This is a genomic window from Nocardia vinacea (assembly GCF_035920345.1).
GTDB lineage: Bacteria > Actinomycetota > Actinomycetes > Mycobacteriales > Mycobacteriaceae > Nocardia > Nocardia vinacea_A.
In genome coordinates, this window is record NZ_CP109149.1 from 7,847,831 (window position 1) to 7,868,747 (window position 20,917).

19 protein-coding genes, 1 tRNA gene and 2 pseudogenes are annotated in these 20,917 nt (G+C 65.3%); 12 read left to right on the forward strand and 10 right to left on the reverse strand.

The genetic code is table 11. The annotated features are described in order from the left end of the window. The first annotated feature begins 59 nt into the window (after positions 1–59). Complete coding sequence (locus OIE68_RS35735; protein WP_327095349.1) at positions 60–434, forward strand: phosphotransferase; 375 nt, start codon at positions 60–62, stop codon at positions 432–434. Between the two features lie 377 nt (positions 435–811). On the opposite strand, the gene OIE68_RS35740 is transcribed toward OIE68_RS35735, so the two are convergent. Next, positions 812–1,984, reverse strand: a complete 1,173-nt coding sequence (locus tag OIE68_RS35740) for an epoxide hydrolase family protein (RefSeq protein WP_327095350.1) — start codon at positions 1,982–1,984, stop codon at positions 812–814. 103 nt (positions 1,985–2,087) lie between these two features. Between OIE68_RS35740 and OIE68_RS35745 the strand changes: the two genes are divergently transcribed. The 4 genes from OIE68_RS35745 (at position 2,088) to OIE68_RS35760 (ending at position 5,349) form a co-directional block, all read left to right on the forward strand. Then, the gene (locus tag OIE68_RS35745; protein ID WP_327095351.1) at positions 2,088–2,663 is read left to right on the forward strand and encodes a CGNR zinc finger domain-containing protein; all 576 of its coding nucleotides are present in this window, start codon (positions 2,088–2,090) and stop codon (positions 2,661–2,663) included. Between the two features lie 629 nt (positions 2,664–3,292). After that, complete coding sequence (locus OIE68_RS35750) at positions 3,293–3,433, forward strand: hypothetical protein (RefSeq protein ID WP_327095353.1); 141 nt, start codon at positions 3,293–3,295, stop codon at positions 3,431–3,433. A 49-nt stretch (positions 3,434–3,482) separates the two neighbouring features. Next, the gene (locus OIE68_RS35755) at positions 3,483–3,959 is read left to right on the forward strand and encodes a VOC family protein (RefSeq protein WP_327095354.1); all 477 of its coding nucleotides are present in this window, start codon (positions 3,483–3,485) and stop codon (positions 3,957–3,959) included. Between the two features lie 367 nt (positions 3,960–4,326). Next, the gene (locus tag OIE68_RS35760) at positions 4,327–5,349 is read left to right on the forward strand and encodes an NADP-dependent oxidoreductase (RefSeq protein WP_327095355.1); all 1,023 of its coding nucleotides are present in this window, start codon (positions 4,327–4,329) and stop codon (positions 5,347–5,349) included. Positions 5,350–5,607: 258 nt separating this feature from the next. On the opposite strand, the gene OIE68_RS35765 is transcribed toward OIE68_RS35760, so the two are convergent. The 3 genes from OIE68_RS35765 to OIE68_RS35775 all read right to left on the reverse strand — a co-directional run bounded on the left by OIE68_RS35765 (position 5,608) and on the right by OIE68_RS35775 (position 8,401). Then, positions 5,608–6,795, reverse strand: coding sequence for an NAD(P)/FAD-dependent oxidoreductase (locus OIE68_RS35765; protein WP_327095356.1), 1,188 nt, complete (start codon positions 6,793–6,795; stop codon positions 5,608–5,610). Positions 6,796–6,876: 81 nt separating this feature from the next. Next, entirely contained in the window at positions 6,877–7,818 is a 942-nt protein-coding gene (gene sigJ / locus OIE68_RS35770; RefSeq protein ID WP_327095357.1) for an RNA polymerase sigma factor SigJ, read from the reverse strand. Between the two features lies 1 nt (position 7,819). After that, a complete protein-coding gene (locus OIE68_RS35775; RefSeq protein ID WP_327095358.1) occupies positions 7,820–8,401 on the reverse strand; it encodes a hypothetical protein in 582 nt (193 codons plus the stop codon). Between the two features lie 138 nt (positions 8,402–8,539). Between OIE68_RS35775 and OIE68_RS35780 the strand changes: the two genes are divergently transcribed. Beyond that, the gene (locus OIE68_RS35780; protein WP_327095359.1) at positions 8,540–8,920 is read left to right on the forward strand and encodes a hypothetical protein; all 381 of its coding nucleotides are present in this window, start codon (positions 8,540–8,542) and stop codon (positions 8,918–8,920) included. A 445-nt stretch (positions 8,921–9,365) separates the two neighbouring features. On the opposite strand, the gene OIE68_RS35785 is transcribed toward OIE68_RS35780, so the two are convergent. The 3 genes from OIE68_RS35785 to OIE68_RS35795 form a co-directional block, all read right to left on the reverse strand. Beyond that, the gene (locus OIE68_RS35785; RefSeq protein ID WP_327095360.1) at positions 9,366–10,151 is read right to left on the reverse strand and encodes a MerR family transcriptional regulator; all 786 of its coding nucleotides are present in this window, start codon (positions 10,149–10,151) and stop codon (positions 9,366–9,368) included. A gap of 20 nt (positions 10,152–10,171) precedes the next feature. Next, the gene (locus tag OIE68_RS35790) at positions 10,172–10,966 is read right to left on the reverse strand and encodes a CPBP family intramembrane glutamic endopeptidase (protein WP_327095361.1); all 795 of its coding nucleotides are present in this window, start codon (positions 10,964–10,966) and stop codon (positions 10,172–10,174) included. Between the two features lie 140 nt (positions 10,967–11,106). Further along, positions 11,107–12,651, reverse strand: a complete 1,545-nt coding sequence (locus OIE68_RS35795) for a serine hydrolase domain-containing protein (protein ID WP_327095362.1) — start codon at positions 12,649–12,651, stop codon at positions 11,107–11,109. A 357-nt stretch (positions 12,652–13,008) separates the two neighbouring features. On the opposite strand from OIE68_RS35795, the pseudogene OIE68_RS35800 reads away from it, so the two are divergent. Beyond that, a pseudogene (locus OIE68_RS35800) lies at positions 13,009–13,433 on the forward strand (ISL3 family transposase); the annotation flags it as partial. 71 nt (positions 13,434–13,504) lie between these two features. On the opposite strand, the gene OIE68_RS35805 reads toward OIE68_RS35800, so the two are convergent. The 3 genes and pseudogenes from OIE68_RS35805 to OIE68_RS35815 form a co-directional block, all read right to left on the reverse strand. Then, positions 13,505–13,580, reverse strand: a tRNA-Arg gene (locus OIE68_RS35805). 388 nt (positions 13,581–13,968) lie between these two features. After that, positions 13,969–14,781 (reverse strand): DUF1542 domain-containing protein, encoded by an 813-nt coding sequence (locus OIE68_RS35810; RefSeq protein ID WP_419150610.1) that lies wholly within the window; start codon positions 14,779–14,781, stop codon positions 13,969–13,971. Between the two features lie 99 nt (positions 14,782–14,880). Further along, positions 14,881–15,421 (reverse strand): annotated as a pseudogene (locus tag OIE68_RS35815) (acyl-CoA dehydrogenase family protein). A 234-nt stretch (positions 15,422–15,655) separates the two neighbouring features. Between OIE68_RS35815 and OIE68_RS35820 the strand changes: the two are divergent. The 5 genes from OIE68_RS35820 (at position 15,656) to OIE68_RS35840 (ending at position 20,730) form a co-directional block, all read left to right on the forward strand. Beyond that, entirely contained in the window at positions 15,656–16,381 is a 726-nt protein-coding gene (locus tag OIE68_RS35820) for a ParA family protein (RefSeq protein ID WP_327095363.1), read from the forward strand. Then, positions 16,381–17,229, forward strand: a complete 849-nt coding sequence (locus OIE68_RS35825) for a hypothetical protein (protein ID WP_327095364.1) — start codon at positions 16,381–16,383, stop codon at positions 17,227–17,229. The genes OIE68_RS35820 and OIE68_RS35825 overlap by 1 nt, the downstream gene beginning before the upstream one ends. Before the next feature lie 270 nt (positions 17,230–17,499). Beyond that, a complete protein-coding gene (locus OIE68_RS47235) occupies positions 17,500–19,134 on the forward strand; it encodes a C40 family peptidase (protein WP_419150611.1) in 1,635 nt (544 codons plus the stop codon). 133 nt (positions 19,135–19,267) lie between these two features. Further along, positions 19,268–19,663, forward strand: a complete 396-nt coding sequence (locus tag OIE68_RS35835) for a metalloregulator ArsR/SmtB family transcription factor (protein WP_327095365.1) — start codon at positions 19,268–19,270, stop codon at positions 19,661–19,663. Beyond that, positions 19,660–20,730, forward strand: coding sequence for a cation diffusion facilitator family transporter (locus OIE68_RS35840; protein ID WP_327095366.1), 1,071 nt, complete (start codon positions 19,660–19,662; stop codon positions 20,728–20,730). Before OIE68_RS35835 ends, OIE68_RS35840 begins: the two co-directional genes overlap by 4 nt. Positions 20,731–20,917: the final 187 nt, after the last annotated feature.

Here is a 20,917-nt window from a genome sequence, read left to right on the forward strand (position 1 = left end):
TTCGAGGTGTTGCGAAGGTCTACTCTTTTCCGGGCCGGTCGTGGGGTGCATCCCAGACTGTGCGGCTGGTTGCGGGCCGCCGACGATCATCGAGCCAGCTGCCGCCCGCGGCGCTGTCGGTGTTCGATCGGATGCTGCACGACGCGCCGCTGCCGCCATGGCCCGGTCGCAGCCTTGACGAGGTCGCATCGCAGCTCGACGGCGAATGCGCGTGGCTCGTCACGAACGGCGTTCTTCCCACCGACGTGGTCACGCGCAACCGCGAGATTGCCGAGGCTGCGCTCCGGCCGTGGACTCCGGTGTTCACGCACGGCGACCTGCAGGTCGCCCACGTGTTCGTCGACGGTGGCGAGATCACCGGCGTGCTCGATTGGTCCGAGGCGGGCCGGGGTGATGCCCTTTACGACCTCGCCACTACGACCTCGCCACCTTGACGCTCGGGCACGAGGAGCACCTCGGCGACGTCGTCACCGGATAAGGCACTCACGTCGACCTCGACGTGATCCGCGCGTGGTGGTCGTTGCGAAGCCTGCTGGGGGTCCGCTGGCTGGTCGAGCACGGCTTCGACCCGACCTCGCCGGGCTGCGAGGTCGACGTGCTGAGAACTCGGGCGATGCGAGACTAACGAGAACGAGACATCCGGTCATGCCGATTATGTGTTGTGAAGCTCGTATTATTTGCTTCCCCAACAGATTTCGTCACTTCTGACCTGCGTCGATTCGGCCTGATGTTTGCACCGGATGCAACAAAATTTCGCCGTTCTGCATCCTCGGATCCTCGGACTAATTCCGAGTCCCGGCACCAGCCGCGTTCACCGATTAGCGGCCAGCACTGCCGCGAAGCCTTCTTGCAGGTCCTTGACGAAATACTCGGGAACCTCCAGCGACGGGAAATGTCCCCCGGTTTCGGGCGACCTCCATCGGACGATCTGTCGGTACCGCTCCTGTGCCCAGGGGCGCGGACACTTCTCGACGTCGTGGGGATACATAGTGATTGCTGACGGGACGTCGACCCGAAGTTCGGGGTCGAGCGAGTTGTGGCTTTCGTAGTAGATGCGGGCCGCCGATGCGCCGGTCCGCGTCAGCCAGTACAGGGTGATGTTGTCAAGAATGCTGTCTCTGGAAATCGTCTCGAACGGGCTATCTTCGGTATCTGTCCACTCAGCGAACTTGTCGAGGATCCAGGCAAGCAGCCCGACCGGTGAGTCGACGAGCGAGTAGCCGATGGTCTGCGGTCGGGTCGCCTGCTGTTTCGCGTACGCCGCGCGGTGGCGCCAGAAATCGCGGGTTTCCTCGGTCCATTTGCGCTCGGCCGCCGTCAGCCCGTCCGTTGTCAACCCGGGCGGTGCCTGCGCGAAAGTTGTGTGGATGCCGAGAACGTGCGCCGGGAACCTGCCGCCGAGGACCGTGGTGATCACACCTCCCCAGTCGCCGCCGTGGGCTGCGAACTTGCTGTAGCCGAGCCTTCCCATCAGTTCCACCCATGCGGCCGCGATCTTTTCGGTTCCCCACCCGGTGGTGGCCGGCTTGTCGCTGTAACCAAAGCCCGGTAGCGATGGAACCACGACGTGGAACGCTGGCGTGTCTGCATCTTTCGGATCTGCCAGCTCGTCTACTACATCGATGAACCGAGCAATGCTGTCTGGCCAGCCGTGCGTCAAGATCAGAGGAGTGGCATCTGCACGCGCGGATCGGCGGTGCAGGAAGTGGATTCCCAGATCATCAATAGTCGTGCGGAACTGGCCGATCCGGTTGAGGCGCTCTTCGAACGACCGCCAGTTGTACCCGGCGCGCCAATAGTTCACGACATCGACGAGGTCGGCGAGAGGAACGCCCTGTTCCCATCGGCGAGGGTCGGGCGCGGCGCGATAGACCGTCTCAGCTTCCGGTAGCCGCGCCGCGGCCAGTCGCGCGCGCAGATCGTCGAGGTCAGCGTCAGGTGCGTGGGCTTCAAATGCTTGCACGTCGCTGGTTGTACGGGGCATGAGACCTCCTGGCTATCGCGGAACCGGCTACGACCTATCGTGAACCGGCTTAGACGGTTCTAACATGTCTCCATGCCAGCGTGCAACCCGCTAAGGTGGTTCCATGCGTGCTGGGTTCCCTGACTTTCGCCTCGGTAACGTGCTGGCGACCAGCTTCACGGGGACTCTGTCGGAGCGTCATGGCGACGCTGTGGAGCGCATTCCCACGCCGCAGCGACTCGTCGACTGGCTGGCAGTGAACGGCCTTGCCGTGGACTCCTGCACCACCGCCCAGCTCGAACTCGCTTGGGAACTGAGGGAATCAATTCACGCCGCCGCGACAGCGGCCGCGATCCAAGACGCTCTCCCCGCGTCTGCTGTCCAAGTCATCAATGACTGCAGCATTCGGGGTCGGGCCGCGGCTATCCTGACGCCCGACGGCAATCGCCAATGGCGACTTAGTTCGGCTTCCTGCGTGGAAGATGCCCTAGGCGTAATCGCCGCCGACGCGATCAGCATCATCGCAGGCGAACGAGACGGAAAATTGGCCTTGTGCGCATCGCCAACCTGCCGAGCCGCCTTCTTCGATACCAGTCAAAGTCGCACCCGCAAATGGTGTGACATGAACACGTGCGGGAATCGTCAGAAGAAAGCGCGCTTCAATGCCAACCAGCGCAAAAGCCCCACATCAGCAAAGTGATCGTTAACTTCGATACATCCAGTTGGGCCCCACGTCTGCGACATATCTGTCGCGTTGGGTGCCAAGGGGTACCTAGTTCGGTCCGGCTCAGGTCCGAGTGCGTGACCATTCGGCGGGCTCGGTTCGCTGGCCACCAGCCCGTGCGACCGTCGATTTCGGCACTCGCACCGGCTTGTACAGCAGTCGACGCGGATGACATCTGCGCTGACGGGACCGAGTTGGCGCGCGGATACCGATCGTGCCCGGCGGCCCAGATTGTCTCCATTGTCGGCGACTTGCGCACCTACAGTTCGAAGTACTGCTCACACCGGCGCGCGATTCCGCCAACCAATTCGACTTCGCACTCGTAGCGATGCTCGGACTGCTCGGGTTGCGGATCTTCGAGACCTGCAGTCCGACGGCGAGGAACACCGTGCTCGGACCAATCTCGACCGTCACCCGAATTACATCCTCGCCGCCTACATGGCCTCGGGCACATAACAACTCAACACGCGCACATGCCGAATACAGAGCTGTTCGCAGGGGCGTGTACAGGACCTCGGCTGCACCGATGAATTTCGGGTGGCTCCCTCGTCGTTTCCTCTGGATAGACCGAAAGACGGGAGTCCAGACGTGACCGACCTGCCGACGTGGCGAAATCGCCTGCGCCGCAGCGGCGAGGTCAGCGGCTTCGCGCCGCCGGCGACATCCACCGCATCCGCAACGTCGGCGACGAGACCGCCATCAGGCTGCACATCTACGGCACCGACACCACCCGCGTCGGGTCCTGAACACACACACGCCGCCGAACCCAGCGGCCGCCCCCGAAAGGAGATCATTATGGACGACACCGATCAGCGAGGCCCCCAACCCGGGCGCGGGACAATCCAGCGGATGGACAACATCGCCATCGTCGTCGACGACCTCGCGGCTGCTACGGCGTTCTTCGTCGCACTCGGACTGGAGCTGGAAGGCGAGGCGACAGTCGAGGGCAGCGCGGTGGATCGCCTCGTCGGGCTCGAGGGAGTCCGATCGGACATCGCGATGATGCGCACCCCGGACGGCCACGGACGGCTCGAGCTGACCAAGTACCAGACGCCGTCGACCCGAGACGGTGACCCGCGTGCTCCGGCGAACACGCTGGGCATGCATCGCATCATGTTCGCTGTCGAAGACATCGACGACATCCTCGACCGCTTGCGGCCACATGGAGCCGAACTCCTCGGCGAGCTGGTGCAGTACGAGAACAGCTACCGGCTCTGCTACCTCCGCGGCCCCGCAGGCATCCTCGTCGCGCTGGCCGAGCAGATCAAGTGACCGGTCGGTGAACGGCCCAGCGTCGGACGGGCACTGCGACTTACGCCGGACGACGGTGTACGCACATGCCGACGTTCGGAGACGCCGAACAGGCCACCGACCGAGGTCCCTGAAACGGCAAACAGCTCGTCGTGGTCGTGCTGACTTCTTGCGGCCAGCGAGGCGATCGTCTCGTCCAAGCCGTTGTAACGAGCGCATGCTATTGCCGCATACTTCGCTGACCGAAGCGGTCGGCGCGGGGCTTCGGAAGGTCAACGGACAGAGCGCCGTACGGCTGCCGAAAGTGCGCGCTCATGCCGAATATCGTGCCTTTTCGCGGGAGTAAATGGGGTCGAGCGGCGGGGTGTAGGCGATCTAGTATCGCCCGGTGGTGGATGTGGTGAACAGGCAGTGGGTGTTGGGGCGGCGGCCGGTAGGGGCGCTGCGGGACAAGGATTTCGAGTTGAGGACTGTGCCGGTGCCGGTTCCGGGGCCGGGGGAGGCCTTGATTCGGGTGCATTGGCTGGGGATCGATCCCACCCAGCGGGGCTGGCTCAATGAGGCTGACAACTATATTGACGCCGTGCCGGTCGGCGCAGTGATGCGTGGTAGTGGTGTCGGGCGGGTGGTGCGCTCGAACGATCCGGATTGTCCAGTGGGTAGCTGGGTCGCGGGAATGGTGGGGTGGCAGGACTATGTCGTCCGGTCGGCGGGCGGGTTGTTCGGGTTGAACGTGGTGCCCGACGGTGTGCCGCCTACGTCGATGCTGAGTCTGTTCGGAGCGCCGGGTTTGACCGCGTACTTCGGTATGACGGATATCGGCCGTCCCGAGCCCGGCCAGACGGTGCTGGTTTCGGCGGCGGCCGGTGTCACCGGGTCCATCGCGGGGCAGATCGCAAAGGTTTTGGGCTGCATGGTCATCGGTATCGCCGGCGGCCCGGATAAGTGCTCCTGGATCACCGAGCATGCGGGTCTGGATGCCGCCCTCGACTACAAACACGACGATATCGATGCCTGTTTGACCCGTCTTGCCCCCAACGGCGTCGACGTCTTCTTCGACGGTGTGGGCGGCCGTATCCTCGAGCATGGTTTGGCGCACCTGGCCCGTCGTGCGCGTGTCGTCCTGGCCGGGGCGATCTCTTCCGGGTACCAGGGCGCCGATCCGGCATGTGGGCCGCGGAACTATATGAGGCTGGCGCTGGACCGGGCGCGTATGGAAGGGTTCATCTTCCTCGATTACCTCGACCGTTTTCCGGAAGCCTTCATGGCATTGCGTGACTGGCAGGCCCAGGGAGCGATCGCTATTGCCGAGACCGTCAGCAGTGGACTGGAATCCGCGCCGAGCGCGTTGCGTGCCGTCTTCGAGGGTCGTAACCTCGGCAAGCAGCTGGTCAAGATCGCAGAGTCCTGACACATGACGGACACGAGATATGGATGCCTCCAGGTCTCCCGCATGTACTGATCAGCCGCATCCCGCGCTGACCGGACCGGCTGCCTGGCACCTCGGAAGATCAAGGGGCTGCGGACATCCGACTCCAGCCAGACGCACGCTGTTGCCGCTGAGCGCGTGATCGGTGGCGGTCGAGAGCACTGGAGGCAATAGAACCGAGACCGGTCCGCCCCAGCTCGTTCCGGCTGGGGCGGACCTGTGCCGGTTCCGCATCCGCGCTCAGACGGTCGCGACCGGAGCCGCAGCGGCGGTCTCGACGACCCGGCGACGCCGGCTCGGCGCCAGCAGGGTCGGGTGCTGCACGCACCAGGCCGCGATCGAGCAGATCAGCTCCTTCGCGCGGACGGCCTTCCGGCCCACGTCGACCTTCGAGGTCGGCTGATCCTCCTTGGTCACCTTCTGCACGATGGCATCGTGGCGGCCGAGGCTCATGCACTGGCCGTTGTAGCCGATCGGGGCATCGGGGACTTCACGTCCGGTCAGCCGGGCGGCAATAGCGTCGGCGCCCAGCCAGGCCATCGGGGAGGCGGTGGCGCAGCCCATGCGCAGCGTCTTGCCGCCCACTCCCGCGGCGTGCGCGGCATCGCCGACGGCGTACACGTGCGGGTGCGAGACCGAGCGCTGGGTGGCGTCGACGACGATCCGCCCGGCCTCGGAGACGGTGAGTGTGCTGGCGGCCGCGATCGGGTGCACGGCGAATCCCGCTGTCCAGACGGTCATTTGCGCGAGGATCTCCGCGCCCGACCGGGTGGCCACGCCACCTTCGGTGACCCGGGTGACGTCGGCGTGCTCGTGGACGGTGATGCCGAAGCGTTCGAACGCGCCGCGCAGGTGGCTCTGCGCCTTCTCGTCGAGCCAGTCGCCGACACCGCTGCGCGCGGCCATGGCGACCTTCAGATCCGGGCGCGCCTCCGCGATCTCGGTGGCGATCTCGATGCTGGTCAGGCCGCCACCCACGATCAGCACGGTCTCGCCCGCCCGCAGTTGGTTCAGCCGTTCCCGCAGCCGCAGCGCGGCCTGCTTGCTCGCCACCTGGTGGGCGTGCTCGACGACGCCGGGCACACCGAAATCGGCGCCGGTGCTGCCCAGGGCGTAGACGAGTGTGTCGTAGGCGAGGGTCTCGGCCCCCTGCTCGCCGATCAGTTCGACGGTCTTGCGGTCCGCATCCACCGAATCGACCCATGCGATGCGCACCTGAACGCCGGTGCCCGCGAACATCTTCCGCAGTGGGCGGACCGGCAGGTCCTGCCCGGCGGCGAGCTGGTGCAGGCGCACCCGTTCGACGAAGTCGGGATCGGCGTTGACCAGGGTGATCTCGACGTCGTCGCGGTGCAGTCGCTTGGCCAGGCGGCCAGCGGCGGTGGCTCCGGCGTACCCGGCTCCGAGGACGACGATGCGGTGCTTCATGGTGTTGCTCCTGTCTCGGTGGGCTCGGAACTTGAACCGGACAGCCTCACGAATACTGACAGGAGCTGACTATGATGTGGGTCACCATAGATCGGGCAGGGGCGCTCCCGGTGTGTACGTGGCCCACTGGCGATTGGCGTGCGCCAGCTTGTCTGGGTTGACGTGGGCGTGCACGCCGGCGATGCCGTCGGCGGTCACCTCCAGCACCACGACGCCGACGATGCGATCCTCGGCCACCAGGACCAGCGCGGGCCTGCCATTGACGATCGCGGCGAACGGCGTGGGCTTGCCGCCGAGCTTGTCCCACTTGGCGCCCGACGGTTTGATGGCGAGCCGCACGAACAGCGCGATGCGCTCGGCGCCGACGAGCGGCCTGTTCAAGGTGGCGAAGAAGGCGCCGCCGTCGCCGATGATGGCGGCGTCATCGGTGAGCAACCGCACCAGCTCGTCGGTCCGGCCGCTGACCGCCGCGGTCAGGAATTCCTCTACGATCCGGCGGGCGGCGGCCTCGTCCACTTCGATGCGCGCCCGTTCCACGGCCAAGTGCTGTTTGGCGCGGCGATAGACCTGCTGGCAATTGGATTCGGTGATGTCGAGCAGGTCGGCTATCTCGTGGTGCGGGTAGCCGAAGGCCTCGCGCAGCACGTACACCACGCGCTCCTTGGCGGTGAGCCGCTCCATGAGCGCGAGCATGGCGATCGACACCGATTCACGCTGTTCGACGGTGTCGGCCGGGCCCAACATCGGGTCGCCGGCCAGCAGAGGCTCCGGAAGCCATTGCCCCACATAGGTTTCCCGGCGCGCCCGGGCTGAGGTGAGCTGGTTGAGGCAGAGATTGGTGAGCACCTTGGTCAGCCACGCCTCGGGCGTCTCCACGTACTCACGGTCGGCGGCCTGCCAGCGCAGATACGTCTCCTGCACCGCGTCCTGGGCGTCGCCGGCCGAGCCCAGCAAGCGGTAGGCCATCGCCTCCAGGCGGCCCCTGGAGCTTTCGAACAGATCGGCCTCGCGCGTGAGCAACATGTCAGCCATGGTCGGCCATGCGCACCGGTCGCGTCCAGCCGTACCGGACCTTCGCATTCACGCGAGAATAAGGCTTGCTTGGAGTGCGCTCGAGGTCCTCTACAGCACAAGCACTGTCGGTACCGAGGTGGGTATGGGGTGCAGTGCCGAGGTAAAGAACGCTGTAATGCACCCGCGCAAGCGAATCGTGCAAATCTGATGTCGGGACCAGCAGCAACCAACACGTCGACCGGACACCACACCGTGCATGAGGCCGCCAGTTCGGGGCCTTACGCCCTGCTTCTCTCGAGTGCCGATCACTTGCTTTCGCAAGCTGTCCAGCAGCGTCTGGGGGTTCGGTGATCTGCGCCGCGAGCTGCTCGCGCAGGCGCGGCAGTTCGGTGACCTCCAGTCCTCCCATGCTCGCCAAGTGCGCTCGGAGTCTTTGGCTTTCGGCGAGCGCGTCGGCCAACTCCTGCGATTGTCGTTTCGCATAGGCACGAGTACCGAACAGCGGAACCTTCGGGGCCTGCATGACGTCCTGTCGGGTCCGCCCGGTGATAGCGACGGCAGAGAAAGACTTGCGATCGCCGGTCCAGTCCATGCCGTTCCAATATCTCAGAAGGCCTTCGTCATCAGAGTGCTTTCGGGAACGCCCGAGCGCGACCGGTAACAGGCTATCGGCCAGCGTCGATAGCCGGGTCGTATGACCCATTCGAGGCCCAAAAGGACCACTCCCGCAATGCGAACCATCCAAGTCGGCGACAAAATCCACCGCCACGACGGCACCGTGCGCCGTGCCACTGCACACCAGGTGCGCGTTGTTCCAATCGCCCGAGCGGTACTGATTGCAGTCGCTCAGCAAGAGGGGACGATCACCTACTCCCAGCTGGCCGAAGCGGTTGGCTACTACAGCCCGCAGAACATCGGCATGCTGCTCGACGGCGTGGCCGTCGACTGCCGCAAGCGTGGTGAGCCGAACTTGCCAGCCATTGCCGTGTGCGCCAGCAGCGGCAAGCCAGCCTACGAATACGCCTACGGTGACGACGAGGTCGTGCAGGCCGAGCAAGCGGAGGTGTACGCCTGGTGGACTTCGCTCCGCAATCGGCGACGTGGACGCTAAAGGAACGCCGAAGGATCGGGCTTGCGGAACAAGCCCGTGACCTGCGGCAATACAGTGCCCTCGGCAGGACACGCAAAACATGGGCCGCTGAAAAACGACTGGTCATTGTGGGTACTTATCCAATCTAAGCGTCGCGATGGCGGTGCGTTGGGTAGCCCGCCGTTACCGTTTCAATGGAGCCCTCGGCGAGGCACCCCCCCAACCCCGTCGGTACACGAACCACTTGGTGATCTCGTCACGGCTCATTGATCATCCGAGACACCGAGCCGGCCGTCTCGGACCGATCGGTCAGCGGCAATGTAGTGCGTTGGCGGGTGAGACGGCCCACGACGGTCGTGGGGTTGAGCCGGGATCTCCTGCATCCACGGCATATACCGTTCGACGTCGGTTCGAGTGAAGGTGAGTGGATCCGGCTGGTCGTCGAGCCGAGGATGGGAATGTGGCATCAGTGGGTGTTCGGTCTGGGGAGCCGAACGCCGGCGGCGCGGAGCCTGTTCTCGAAATCCGCAGCTGCCCGCGTCGTGGCCGAGGTCTGCTCTTCACCGTGCTGAGCGATCATCGTGTAGCGGGTCGCGGTATCGGTGCGGGCCTGCAGGGCAGTCACGACTTTCAAGTGTTCGGGGTGGGTGAGGAAGTGGTCGGCCAGTTCGATGGCGAGCTTGGCGACGCGGGGGTCGTCCGGTTTCCACGCCGTGGCCTCGGCGGCGCGCTTGATCAAGGCGACGTAGCCGGGGTCGTCGAGGGCATGGTCGAGATGGGTGAGGTAGTCGTCGAAGCCTTCCGGGACAAGGGCTTTGGCCAGCACCCAGCCTTCGCGGGCGGTCGCGACCTCGTCCGTGGGGAACCCGAGACCTGACATCCGCTCCAGTAGCGTCACCGCGCGGTCGCCCAGCAGCGCCCGATCCCCATCGGCGAGCCGGCGCAGGGTGTCTCGCCGTGCGGTCATCTCCTCGATCCGCTCGGTGAGCTCGCGCTCGACATCGACGAGTGCGGCGGCGAATCGGTCGGCGTCGGCGTCGAGCAAAGGCCCGATCTCGGCCAGCGGCACCCCGGCGGCGGCCAGCGTTCGGACCTGTACCAGCCGCAGGAGATCGTCGGATCCGTACCGCCGGTAGCCGGAGCTGTCGCGGTCGGGCTCGGCGACCAGGCCGAGCTTGTGATAGTGCCGCACCGTCTTCACCGTGACGCCGACGAAGGCCGCCGCCTGCCCGATCGTGACTCCATTCCGCATGGGGTTCAGCCTGCCTTGCCTCAAATCAGGCCCAGCGCAAGGGCTGCGGTGCCGAGCATTGCCACGATCGAGGTCACGCCGACGTGCATCCCAATCGACAGCCGGATGTCTTTGTGCTGCCAGACGAACCAGTACCCCGGAAAGGTGAAGATCACCCGCGATATGAAGACCCACGGCGACCACAGGTGGTACAGCGCGAACAGGACGGTACTGACCACCGGCGCCCAGGCGCGTAGGTGGGCGATACGGGGCAGTAGGAAACCGCGGAAGTACAGCTCCTCGATGAGCGGCAGCGAGATCCCGGTCAGCGGCAGGCAGATCAGCGTCGTGGTGAGCAGTATCGAGTGCGAGTATCCGTGGAGGTCGAGGTAGGTGTTGTTACCGCTGCCACTGGTATTCGCGTACGGCAGCCAGGTGAAGAAGGGCTTGAAGAAGTTGTTCAACGGCGCCAGCGCGAACCCGAGTGCCATCATCCACCCGATGAGTGCGGTGACCACCACGATGAGCTTCCCGCGCGGAACCGGTCTTTCGGTGTAGTGCAGCACTCCGAGTAGCGAGAAGCGGCCGTTGCACTTGTGCCCCAGCCACAGCAGCCCGGCTTGGATCGGTATCAGGATGAGGCACAGCGCGATCGCCCAGCCTAGGAAGGCCGGGCATCCGATGGCCTTGGCGAATGGTTCGCCGATGAGCAGGTAGGCGACGACAATCAGGACGCCGGGGACGAGATGCAAGGCGACGGACAGCGGCAAGGAGTGGCGGTCGTCGAGCAGCCGCTCGGCTATCCGGGTTGGTCGTCTGCCTTCGGCGGTGTACATGACGAGAACTCCTCGAACAGTTCATGAATGGGTATGCGGGATGTTGGGAAGTGCATGCGAGGGGGCACGGCGAGCTCGCCGTGCCCCCTCGCGGTTTGGCTGGGAGTGGTCCTCCGTCAGGGCGCGCGGGTCGCAGTTGCTCAGGGGGTCGGCTGGGCGAGATCGGCCTGCCCGCCGCAGAACACCTCGCTGACGAGGCGCTGCTGCGCCAGCTGGAACGGTGCCGCGATGGACATTGCGGAATCGTCCACGCAGGTCAGCGACGCGGTCATGGTCTTGCTGCCGTCCGGCGTGGCATACATCAGCGTCGCGTAGCCCGCGTGGCCGCCGTTGTGGGTGATAACGGTTCCACCGCAGGCCGTTTCCTGCACGAACACCCCCAGGCCGTAGCCCATGCCCGGGATGCCCGTGGGGAACGGCGTGCGCATCTCCGAAAGCAGTTCGGCAGGAAGGAGTTTCCCGCTGTTCAGAGCGGAGATGAAGGTAGCCAGGTCCCGCGTGGTCGAGATCATGTCACCCCCGCTGGGGTTCCAGGACGGGTCGTGGCGGGTGATGTCGACTGTTGTGTCCCGGCCGTCTTCTTCGTACCGGTAGTAGGCGTGGGCGTGCGGCTCGGGAACCTCCGGGCTGTCGGGCACCAGGGTGCCCGACAGCGCGAGCGGCTCCAGGATCAGCCGCCGCATCTCCTCGGCGAAGGAGCGGCCGGTGACCTTCTCGATCAGCAGCCTGGCCAGCGCGTAGTTGGTATTGGAGTAGCTCCAGCCGGTGCCCGGCTCGAATCGCGTCGGCTTGGACAACGCCAGCTCCACCAATTCCTGCGGCCGGTAGGTGTGGAACCGGTCGTCCACCCATTGCCCTCCCCAGGGAGTGCCCGGCGCGGGGATCCCTGCCACGATCGTCCCGTCCGCGTAGAGCTCGCCGGTGAAGTTGAAGATCCCGCTGGTGTGCTGCAACAGCATTCGCACCGTGATCCGCTCGTCCAGCGCGAACTCGGGCAGATAGGCCACCACGGGGATGTCCAACCCGAGCTTGCCCTCGGCCACCAACCGCAGCACCAGGGCCGCGGTGAAAGTCTTTGTGTTGCTGGCGATGCGGACGTGTCCGTCGATCGGCGGCTTCGCGGTCCCGCCCAGCTCGGCCACTCCGGCGCTACCGGCCCACTCACCGCGCTCGTCGCGCACGCGCACCGAAACCCCGACGAAACCCGAATCGATGATCTCCTCGATCGCGCGCCGCAACTCCGGGCGATCCTGCCCGGCAGCAGCCGTGGTGACCACAGCGGTCGATCCGGCGGAGTCGAGGACGGCGGTGATCTTGCGGGCCATCTCCACCATGGCGTAACCGGGCTTATCCGAATGGGTCTGAGCGGCTTCGACGGCCCGCAGGACTGTGCCGCGGAAGTTGTCGGACTCCGCTGGAGCTTGCGCACCGAGTACCCGCATGGCTGCGGTCAGGGCGGGAAATACCCGGTCGGCGAGTTCGGCGACGGTCGTGCCAATCAGTTCGATGTCCTTGGTCCTCGCCGCGAGTACGTGCCCGACCAGACCGGTCGCCGACGTCAGGGCGATGACGGCATTCGCGGCGGACTTGTGGGGCGCACCGGAGGCAGCAGCCATCAGGGACACTGTGCCGTAGGCGGCGGTCCGCAGGGTGCTCTTGTCCTGGTCGGAAAGGATGATCGACATGGTGGTCTGCTCCTCGAAGCTAGGGTGTCCCGTCGGCATCGTGCCGCTGCGCCGAGCTTCCACCTTGACCTTGGGTCAACCTCAACTGTGATCTGGCTCACGGTAATCCAGTCCAGTGCGACATCAAACCGCACAGTGCAGTTCTTCCGACTTCGGGCTCACCCGGCCGATTTTCATGCGGCTCCCACCCGGGGCGACGCACGGAAGTCGGCTAGTACAGGATGTTGAAATGTCATGTAGCTGAGGCCATGAACGCCGCCAGGATGTAGTTGGGGTGGCGGTCGAGGTTGGTGCGGGCGCGGTTGTAGCGCATGGTTGTGCGGGGGTCAGCGTGCCAGCGGCCGTTGGCGCCTGTGACACGGACTGGCCCGATCGGTCAGAGATGCGGTGGCCGCGCATTGCCGGTGCTGGGCCGCACCCGGCCCGAAACGGCAGACTCTCACCCGCGAGACGACGACGTTGCAGCGCTGGCATGCGGTGCATGAATTGCTCGATCAGGGTGTCGGACTGTTGGACTGCGCCCGACGGCTCGGGTTGTCGCTGAACACGGTGAAGCGTTATTCCCGCGTTCGGAAGCCGGACCAGTTACGCTGGCCACCGCAATACCGGGCCTGTCTGGTCGACCCCTACCGCGATCACCTACGCCGCCGCCGCACCGAACAGCCCGGCGTTCCAGTGCTGCATCTGTTCGACGAGAGCAAAGACCTCGGCTACACCGGCACTTGCTGCACAAATACCTCAACCAGGGCCGCGCCGAAAGCGATCGCATCTGCCCTCGCCGAAGCGGCTTACCTAGGGATCGAAACTGCGACGCCAAAAACTGCCCCTGAACTGCGGATATGCAGGTGTAGGTTGGTGCCCTCGGCAGGATTCGAACCTGCGACACCCGCTTTAGGAGAGCGGTGCTCTATCCCCTGAGCTACGAGGGCTGAACTGGTGGTGCCGGGGCACCGGTTGGGACGACCGGGAGTCTACCGGGTCGGGGGCGGGTGGGCCGCATCGATTTGTTCGGGGGCGCGATGGGTTGGGGGTTGAGCTCGGGCCGTTCTGTCGGGCCTGCCCTCCGTCAGGCGTCGGCCCCTGGCGTGAGGTCGGCTTCTGTCACCTGTCGGGCTCCGACCCCTCGACTGAGGCTTCGTTGTCGATATCAGAAAAACCGAGACACGGAACAGGCTGTCTCAGACAATAAGGCTGATGTCCAAGATCTGTGCTCGGGGCAATCTCAGTCGCAACGACGTGTGTGCGGGGGCTGGTCGCTCCGGTCGTATCGACCGCGCGGGCAACTCCACATGTATCGGCCGCGGTCGGCCAGGTCCGTCAGAACCCACCGTCGAACCCGCCCCCATCGAACCCGCCGCCGTCGAAACCGCCCCCATCGGACCCGCCACCCGAGTCGTACCCACCTTGATCGTCGGAGTATCCGCCCTGATCACCCGAGTCGTTCCCCTGATCCCCGCCCGCCGCATCGAGTGCGTCCTGATACCCCTCGCCGTAACCACTTTCGAAGCCCTGCGCGTCATACCCCACCCCGGACATTCCGGAGAACAATGACGAGAACAGTAGCGCCGAACCCAAACCCCAAGCGCCGCCGATCAATGCGGGCCGCCACCACGGCTCGGAGTACCAGCCCGCGGGCACCGGCCGCCCCGCGACGCGCCCGCCCGGATGGTAATTCGGCGTTTCCGCGGAGGGACTCGGCGAAGCGGCGACCTCGCGGCCCTCGTATTCGACGACCCGCTTCTCCGTGACCCGCCCGGCGGTGTCCTGGCCGTCCAGCGCCGGAATCACCGGGCCCGGATCCATCAACATCGCAGTGCGCGCCGCGCGGATGTAGTACATGCCCTCGACCGCGGTCTGCTTCGCCAGCCGCGCTTGGGCGGGCGTGCGGGCTTGCTCGATCTGTGAGCCGGCCGCGATGTGCCGCTCCGAGGCGTCGGCGAGTGCCTGCTTAGCCGCCTCGTTGCTGCCGGTGAGGTTGTAGACCTGACCCGCGAGTCGCTCGATCATCTGCCTGGCGTCGGCGGCCGCATCGTCGAACTTCCGTGCCGCGCGCTGTTTGCTCTGTTGCGTCTGATAGATGACGTAGGCCGCCGCGAGCAGGATCACAACGCCGATCAGTACCCACAGCATCGCTCACGCCCTTTCGTCATCGATCCAGGTCGCCTCGAGTTTACTGGGGGCTTGCTGAGGCTCGGCTGCGCTTCGCGGCGGGCGGGTGACCCGCCGTGTCTATTGTCCGGCGAACTGCTGGGCGATGACCAGACGTTGGATCTGGTTGGTGCCCTCGAAAATCTGCATGACCTCGGCCCCGTGCATAGGTCGCGCGCGCCGAATCCAAGGCGGCGGCCACGAGCGCGAAATCGAGGCCCTGGTGGTCGATGGTGTGGCAGCCGAAGGCCTCGCGTTCCTTGGCATAGGCGACGGCGTCGTCGAGGGCGCGCTGAGCGAGGCCCGGCGCGACCGACGCAATACCGAGGCGACGCGAGTCCAGAGCGTGGAATTCGTTCGAAAGGCCTTGTCCCACAACATCTATCATGGTCTCAGCGGGACCACAGTGGCCTCCCGGCAGTGCAGCGCGGCCGCGTCGGATCCGGCATTCGCTTCGGAAAGGCTGTAGGCGCCGATGGTTCGCCCGACCCGCGCCGTCCGGAAAGGTTCCGGTCTTCTCGGATTCGACCACGCGTGGCTCGAGCACCTTGTCGGCGATATCGCGAGTGAGCTCGATCGGGTCGCGGGGCCTCGGCGTCGGGAGCGTCGGGTCAACAGGCATATCACCTGTGCACCCGATTGGCGCGGGGGCGCGACAAGGCGGTCGGGTGTGTCCAATTGGACACAGCTTGGCCGCCCAAATCGGGCACTGCGCTCGCGCGCGAGTAAATGGCACGTCCGCAATCAGCGGCAATTGAACTCCGCTGTGCGAAACTTGGCCCCGCCACAGTTGACCATTTCGAGCGACCCGCAAGCAGTCGCTACGGTCGCACTCCTCACCCTCGGAGGACTGTCTATGAAGAATTCTGTTGCGCCACTGGAGTTACCCGAACCGCTGGTCATAACGCTCGGAAATCTCAAAGGCGGCGTCGGCAAGACGACATCAGCGTTTTTCTTGGCCTCATATTTCGCGCAGGTCCACGAATTGCGTGTGCTCGTCATCGACGCCGACCCGCTCAGTCAGACCGGATATTCCTGGTATCGGCGGCTGCTCAGGGGCGGGATCGAGGTGCCGTTCAAGCTGATCGCCTTCCCGTCTCGGCATGTCCACGACTGCATTACCGACAATGCCGGGAAATTCGATGTGATCATCGTCGATGCCGGTGGCGAGTCGGCCGAGATATTCAAGGCCGCCATACCGCAGAGCGATGAGCTGATTCTGTTGACCAGTGTCAGCCCATCGGAGGTCAAGCGGGTGCCGAGTACCTATAAGGCCGCCGAGGAGGCCGCGGCGGATAGCGGCCGCGAGATCCGGGTCCGGGTACTGATGACCAAGGTGCCGGTGACGATGAAGAACGGCGTGAACGTCTCGACCGAATACCGCACGCAGCGCGGAAATCTGGAGGATGCGGGCTACGACGTATTCGAATCCTATTTGAGCGCGTGGAAGTGGTATCGGGAGGCGGCCGACGGGGAGGTCGGTGAGGGCGCCGAGAATCCGATCATGGATCTCGGTGAATATCGGCAGGTCGGCGAGGAGTTGGTGAGCCCGTACCGGGTCGCGGTGGAGGTGCCTGCCTGATGCCTCCGCAGCGTAGGAAGGGGTCCATCGGTAAGGGCTCGATCGGCGGCGCGAACCCGTTGGCGGATAGTGCCGAGCACACGCCGCCGGTATCGCCGCTGCGGGATGCCGAGTGGCGAACGGGTCCGCTGAGCGCGGCGTCGTTGGAGGTTATCGCGCCGGCAGTCGAGGCAAATGTATTGACGATGCCGCTGCCCGCGCCGAACGAAACCGCGCTGGACGGGCAGCTCGACGATCGCGAACAGGCCCAGTTGACGGCCTGTGAATCCTCGATCGACGGCCTGCGGGTCGCCTTCTGGTCGGCTGGCCGCGCGCTGCAAATCGTGCGTGACGGTCGGCTCTACCGGGATCGGCACGCGAGCTTCGACGATTATGTGGAGCAGCGCTGGGATATGCAGCGGTCATACGCGCACAAGTTGATTCGTGCCTGGCCGCTCGCCGCCAAATTGCATCCGGTCGCCCCCACGATCAATGAGGGGCAGGTTCGCGAACTGCTGCCGGTGGCCGCCCAGCACGGCGAAGATGCGGCGGTCACCGTGTACACCACGATCGCCGGTGTCGACGATGTGAAGGTCACCGCGGGCAAGCTCCGTGAGGCCGTCGCGCTGCTGCCCGAGCGGTTCGACAAGGCCGAGGTGGTCGAATTGCTGCAGGCATGGCTGCGCGGGGAGTTGCGGGACCCATCGAATGAGCGAGCCGTCGATCTGTTCGCCGCGGTGGAATCGCGGTTCGCCGCGCTGACGCGACGAGTTGTCAAGGGCTCGAATAATGATCCGGCGGCGGCGCGCGAATTCGCCGCGAAACTGCGAACTCTCGCCGAACAGATCGAAGAGCAGATCATCGCCTGAGCCATTTTTGGTGTCGGAATGCCCCGTTGCGGAAGCGGTTCCGCTACGGGGCATTTCGGTTTAGTTATACTTTTGTTATCGTCAATGCGCGTGTCGTGTCGCATAATTGGCGCGGATTGCGCGAAATATGGCGCTCGGATCCGCTGGACTACAGATCACCGTGATGGTTTTCGAATTCATTCGAGGTCTTGGTGAAGTCCTAAACGCCAATGCAGTTCGGCGTCGAACGGCCAGCCAGGAACTTCGATAAGAGCATCGGAGGACCGGATCATGGCATCAACTACGGAGGGTCGATATTCTCGTTTCCTGCGGCGCGCGCTCCCATGGGCCGTCGGCGCGGGAATCATCGCAGGCGCGGCCATCGCCGCGACACTGCTCGCAGGAGGTCAGGCGTCAGCGCAACCGCTGACCATTCCGGATATCGGGACATTCGAAGTCCCGGACCAGATTTCGAACCCCGGCATCGAAGTTCCGACGGATGGGCCGACATTGCCCACTCCGATTCCCGAGGTAGCGGATTCCGTCGCACCTTCGGAAATCGCGCCAGCTGAAGTTCTGGGGAAGGAACTTTCGGCACCACTCGCGGTTCCCGATGCGGAACTCGATGTGCCCCTCGGCGTTCCCTCTAATGAACTTTCGATTCCACCGACGATTCCGGGTGTGAAGTACTCCGCGCCCCTCGCATTTTTGAATATCGAGCGTTCGGCACTTCCATTGATTTCCACTATTGAGGTTGCTCCTTCGGGTGACGTGTCTGTCGCGATGCAGGGCAAGGAACTTTCGGCGCCGTTGACTGCTGCGGGTTCGGCGCTTGCGGTGCCTCTGCGGGCTCTGGGTGTCGAGCGTTCGGGCCTTCCGCTGATTCCTGCGGTTGAGAATTACGTTGCTCCTTCGGGTGATGCGCCTGTCGCGGTGCAGGGCAAGGAACTTTCGGCGCCGTTGACTGCTGCGGGTTCGGCGCTTGCGGTGCCTCTGCGGGCTCTGGGTGTCGAGCGTTCGGGCCTTCCGCTGATTCCTGCGGTTGAGAATTACGTTGCTCCTTCGGGTGATGCGCCTGTCGCGGTGCAGGGCAAGGAACTTTCGGCGCCGTTGACTGCTGCGGGTTCCGCGCTCGCGGTGCCCCTGCGGGCTCTGGGTATCGAGCGTTCGGAACTCCCGCTGATTCCCGCGGTCGAGCATCCGGTCGCTGTCCCGGAGATCGCGCCGGTCGCGGTCCGTGGGAAGGAACTTTCGATTCCGCTGGCGATTCCGGGTGCGCAAATCTCGATACCCGTCGGGGTGTTCGGGTTGGAGCGGTCGGCTCCGCTCGCGATACCCGGCGCGGAACGGTCTGCGCCGGGGGCGGAGCGCGGACTGCCCTTGGTGATTCCGTGGGGCGAACGTTCATCGGCTCCGGTGCCGGCCGGGGTTCCCGGCGCTGAGCCTCCGGCGCTCGCGACGATTCCGGGGACCGGGATTACGGTGCCCGCAGACATGTTCCGCGCCGGAATCGCGTACCTCAGTGGTGTTCTCGGCATCAAGCCGCCAGCCTCACCACCCGTGCCCGCGGTGGTACCGGAACGCACGCACGGTGCAGTCGCCGTCGACGCGGCACGCGGCAAGGTCGGCACCGGATACAGCATGGGCGCGACGGGTCCGGATGCCTTCGACTGCTCCGGGTTGGTGCAGTGGTCGTATAAGCAGGCCGGGGTGAAGGTGCCGCGGACCAGCTATGAGCAGCTGTCCGCGGGCACCCCGGTCGCCCGGGACGAGCTCGAGCCCGGTGACGTGGTGGCCTTCTACGGCGGCGACCACTCGGCCCTCTATGCCGGTGACGACAAGGTCATACACGCCTCGACCTATGGGACCGGCGTGATCATGTCGCCGATGTCCTCGATGCCCTACGCGGGCGCCCGTCGGTACTGACCGCGAACGAGTCACACCGACTGCACCGATGAGCTGGAGCGGACCGGTCTGTCGGCGGCCGTGCAGGGGTATCGCCGCCGGCCGGTCCGAAGGGGCCGTTCCATCTAACGCACCATAGTTCTATTATCTGCGTATGAATGCAGATAGCGAGCCGCTGCGGCTGCCGATTGCGGAGGACCAGGTCGGGCTGGTCGTCGAGGTCTTCCGCATGCTGGCCGACTCGACCCGGGTACAGATCCTGTGGGCGTTGGTCGACCGGGAGCTCTCGGTCAATGATCTGGCCGATCACATCGGCAAACCCGGCCCCTCGGTATCGCAACACCTGGCCAAGCTGCGCATGGCTCGTCTGGTCCGGACCCGCCGCGCCGGAACCACCATCTTCTACAGCCTGGAGAACGAACACGTCCGTCAGTTGGTCGTGGACGCGGTGTACAACGCCGAACATGCGGGCCCCGGTGTACCTCCGCATCACCGCGGCGATGGGTCCGTACGCGAACTGCCTGCTCGCGATCAGGCGGTGGCGGAATGAGTCACGAGCGCAATCCTGAACGCTGGCACAGCATTTCGCACGGTCGCCATCACGGACACACGCACGATGCGGACCACGACCACGCGCACTCGCACGGTGCGCACCATGACCACGATCATCCGGGCGGATTGCGCGGTGCACTGCGCGAGATCTTCGTACCGCACAGTCACGACGCCGCCGACAGCATCGACGGTGCGCTGGAGTCCAGCGCCGTCGGGATCCGCGCGGTGAAGATCAGCCTGGCGGTGCTCGGGCTGACCGCTGGGCTGCAGGTATTGATCGTGCTTGCTTCCGGTTCGGTCGCGTTGGCGGCGGACACCATTCACAACTTCTCCGATGCACTGACCGCGGTGCCGCTGTGGATCGCATTTGCCCTCGGTCGGCGGGCGGCGACGCGGCGCTATACCTACGGGTTCGGACGGGCCGAGGATCTGGCCGGGTTGTTCGTGGTCGGGATGATCGCGTTGTCCGCGATCATCGCCGGGTACGAGGCGGTGCGCAGGCTGATCGATCCGGTCCAGATCCAGCATCTGAGTTGGGTTGCGGCAGCGGGACTCATCGGGTTTGTCGGCAACGAGACCGTCGCGCTGTATCGGATCAGGGTCGGGCGGCGGATCGGCTCGGCGGCACTGGTGGCCGACGGGTTGCACGCGCGGACGGACGGATTCACCTCATTGGCGGTGCTGATCGGTGCGGGCGGTGTCGCGCTCGGGTTCCCGCTCGCCGATCCCATTGTCGGGCTGCTGATTACGATCGCGATTCTGGCCGTACTGCGCACGGCCGCGCGAGATGTGTTCCGCCGCTTGATGGATGGCGTCGAGCCCACCCTGGTGAGTACCGCCGAGCAGGCGCTGGTCGCCGAACCCGGGGTGCTCGGCGTGCGCAGTCTTCGAATGCGTTGGATCGGCCACCGCCTGCACGCGGATGTCGAACTGGATGTCGCCCCGAGCATCACCCTGGCCGACGCCCACCGCCTGGCCCACGGCGCCGAGCACACCCTCACCCACGCCGTGCCCAAACTCGACACCGCCCTCGTCCACGCCTACCCCGCTCACTCCGCGGTCTGACAGGCCGTCGAGCGTAGTCGGATGGCGGTTCTCAGCCACCTGGGGGACCGCCGTTCGACTCGCCTCGCGAGATTGCGGCCGGGCCGGGGAACTGAGGGCACCTGCCTGCTAATGAGATCGGTGATGGGGTCCGCTGCGCGCCCTACTCTTGGGTAGCATCCCCGGTGTGATGTGGCTCATGGTCGGC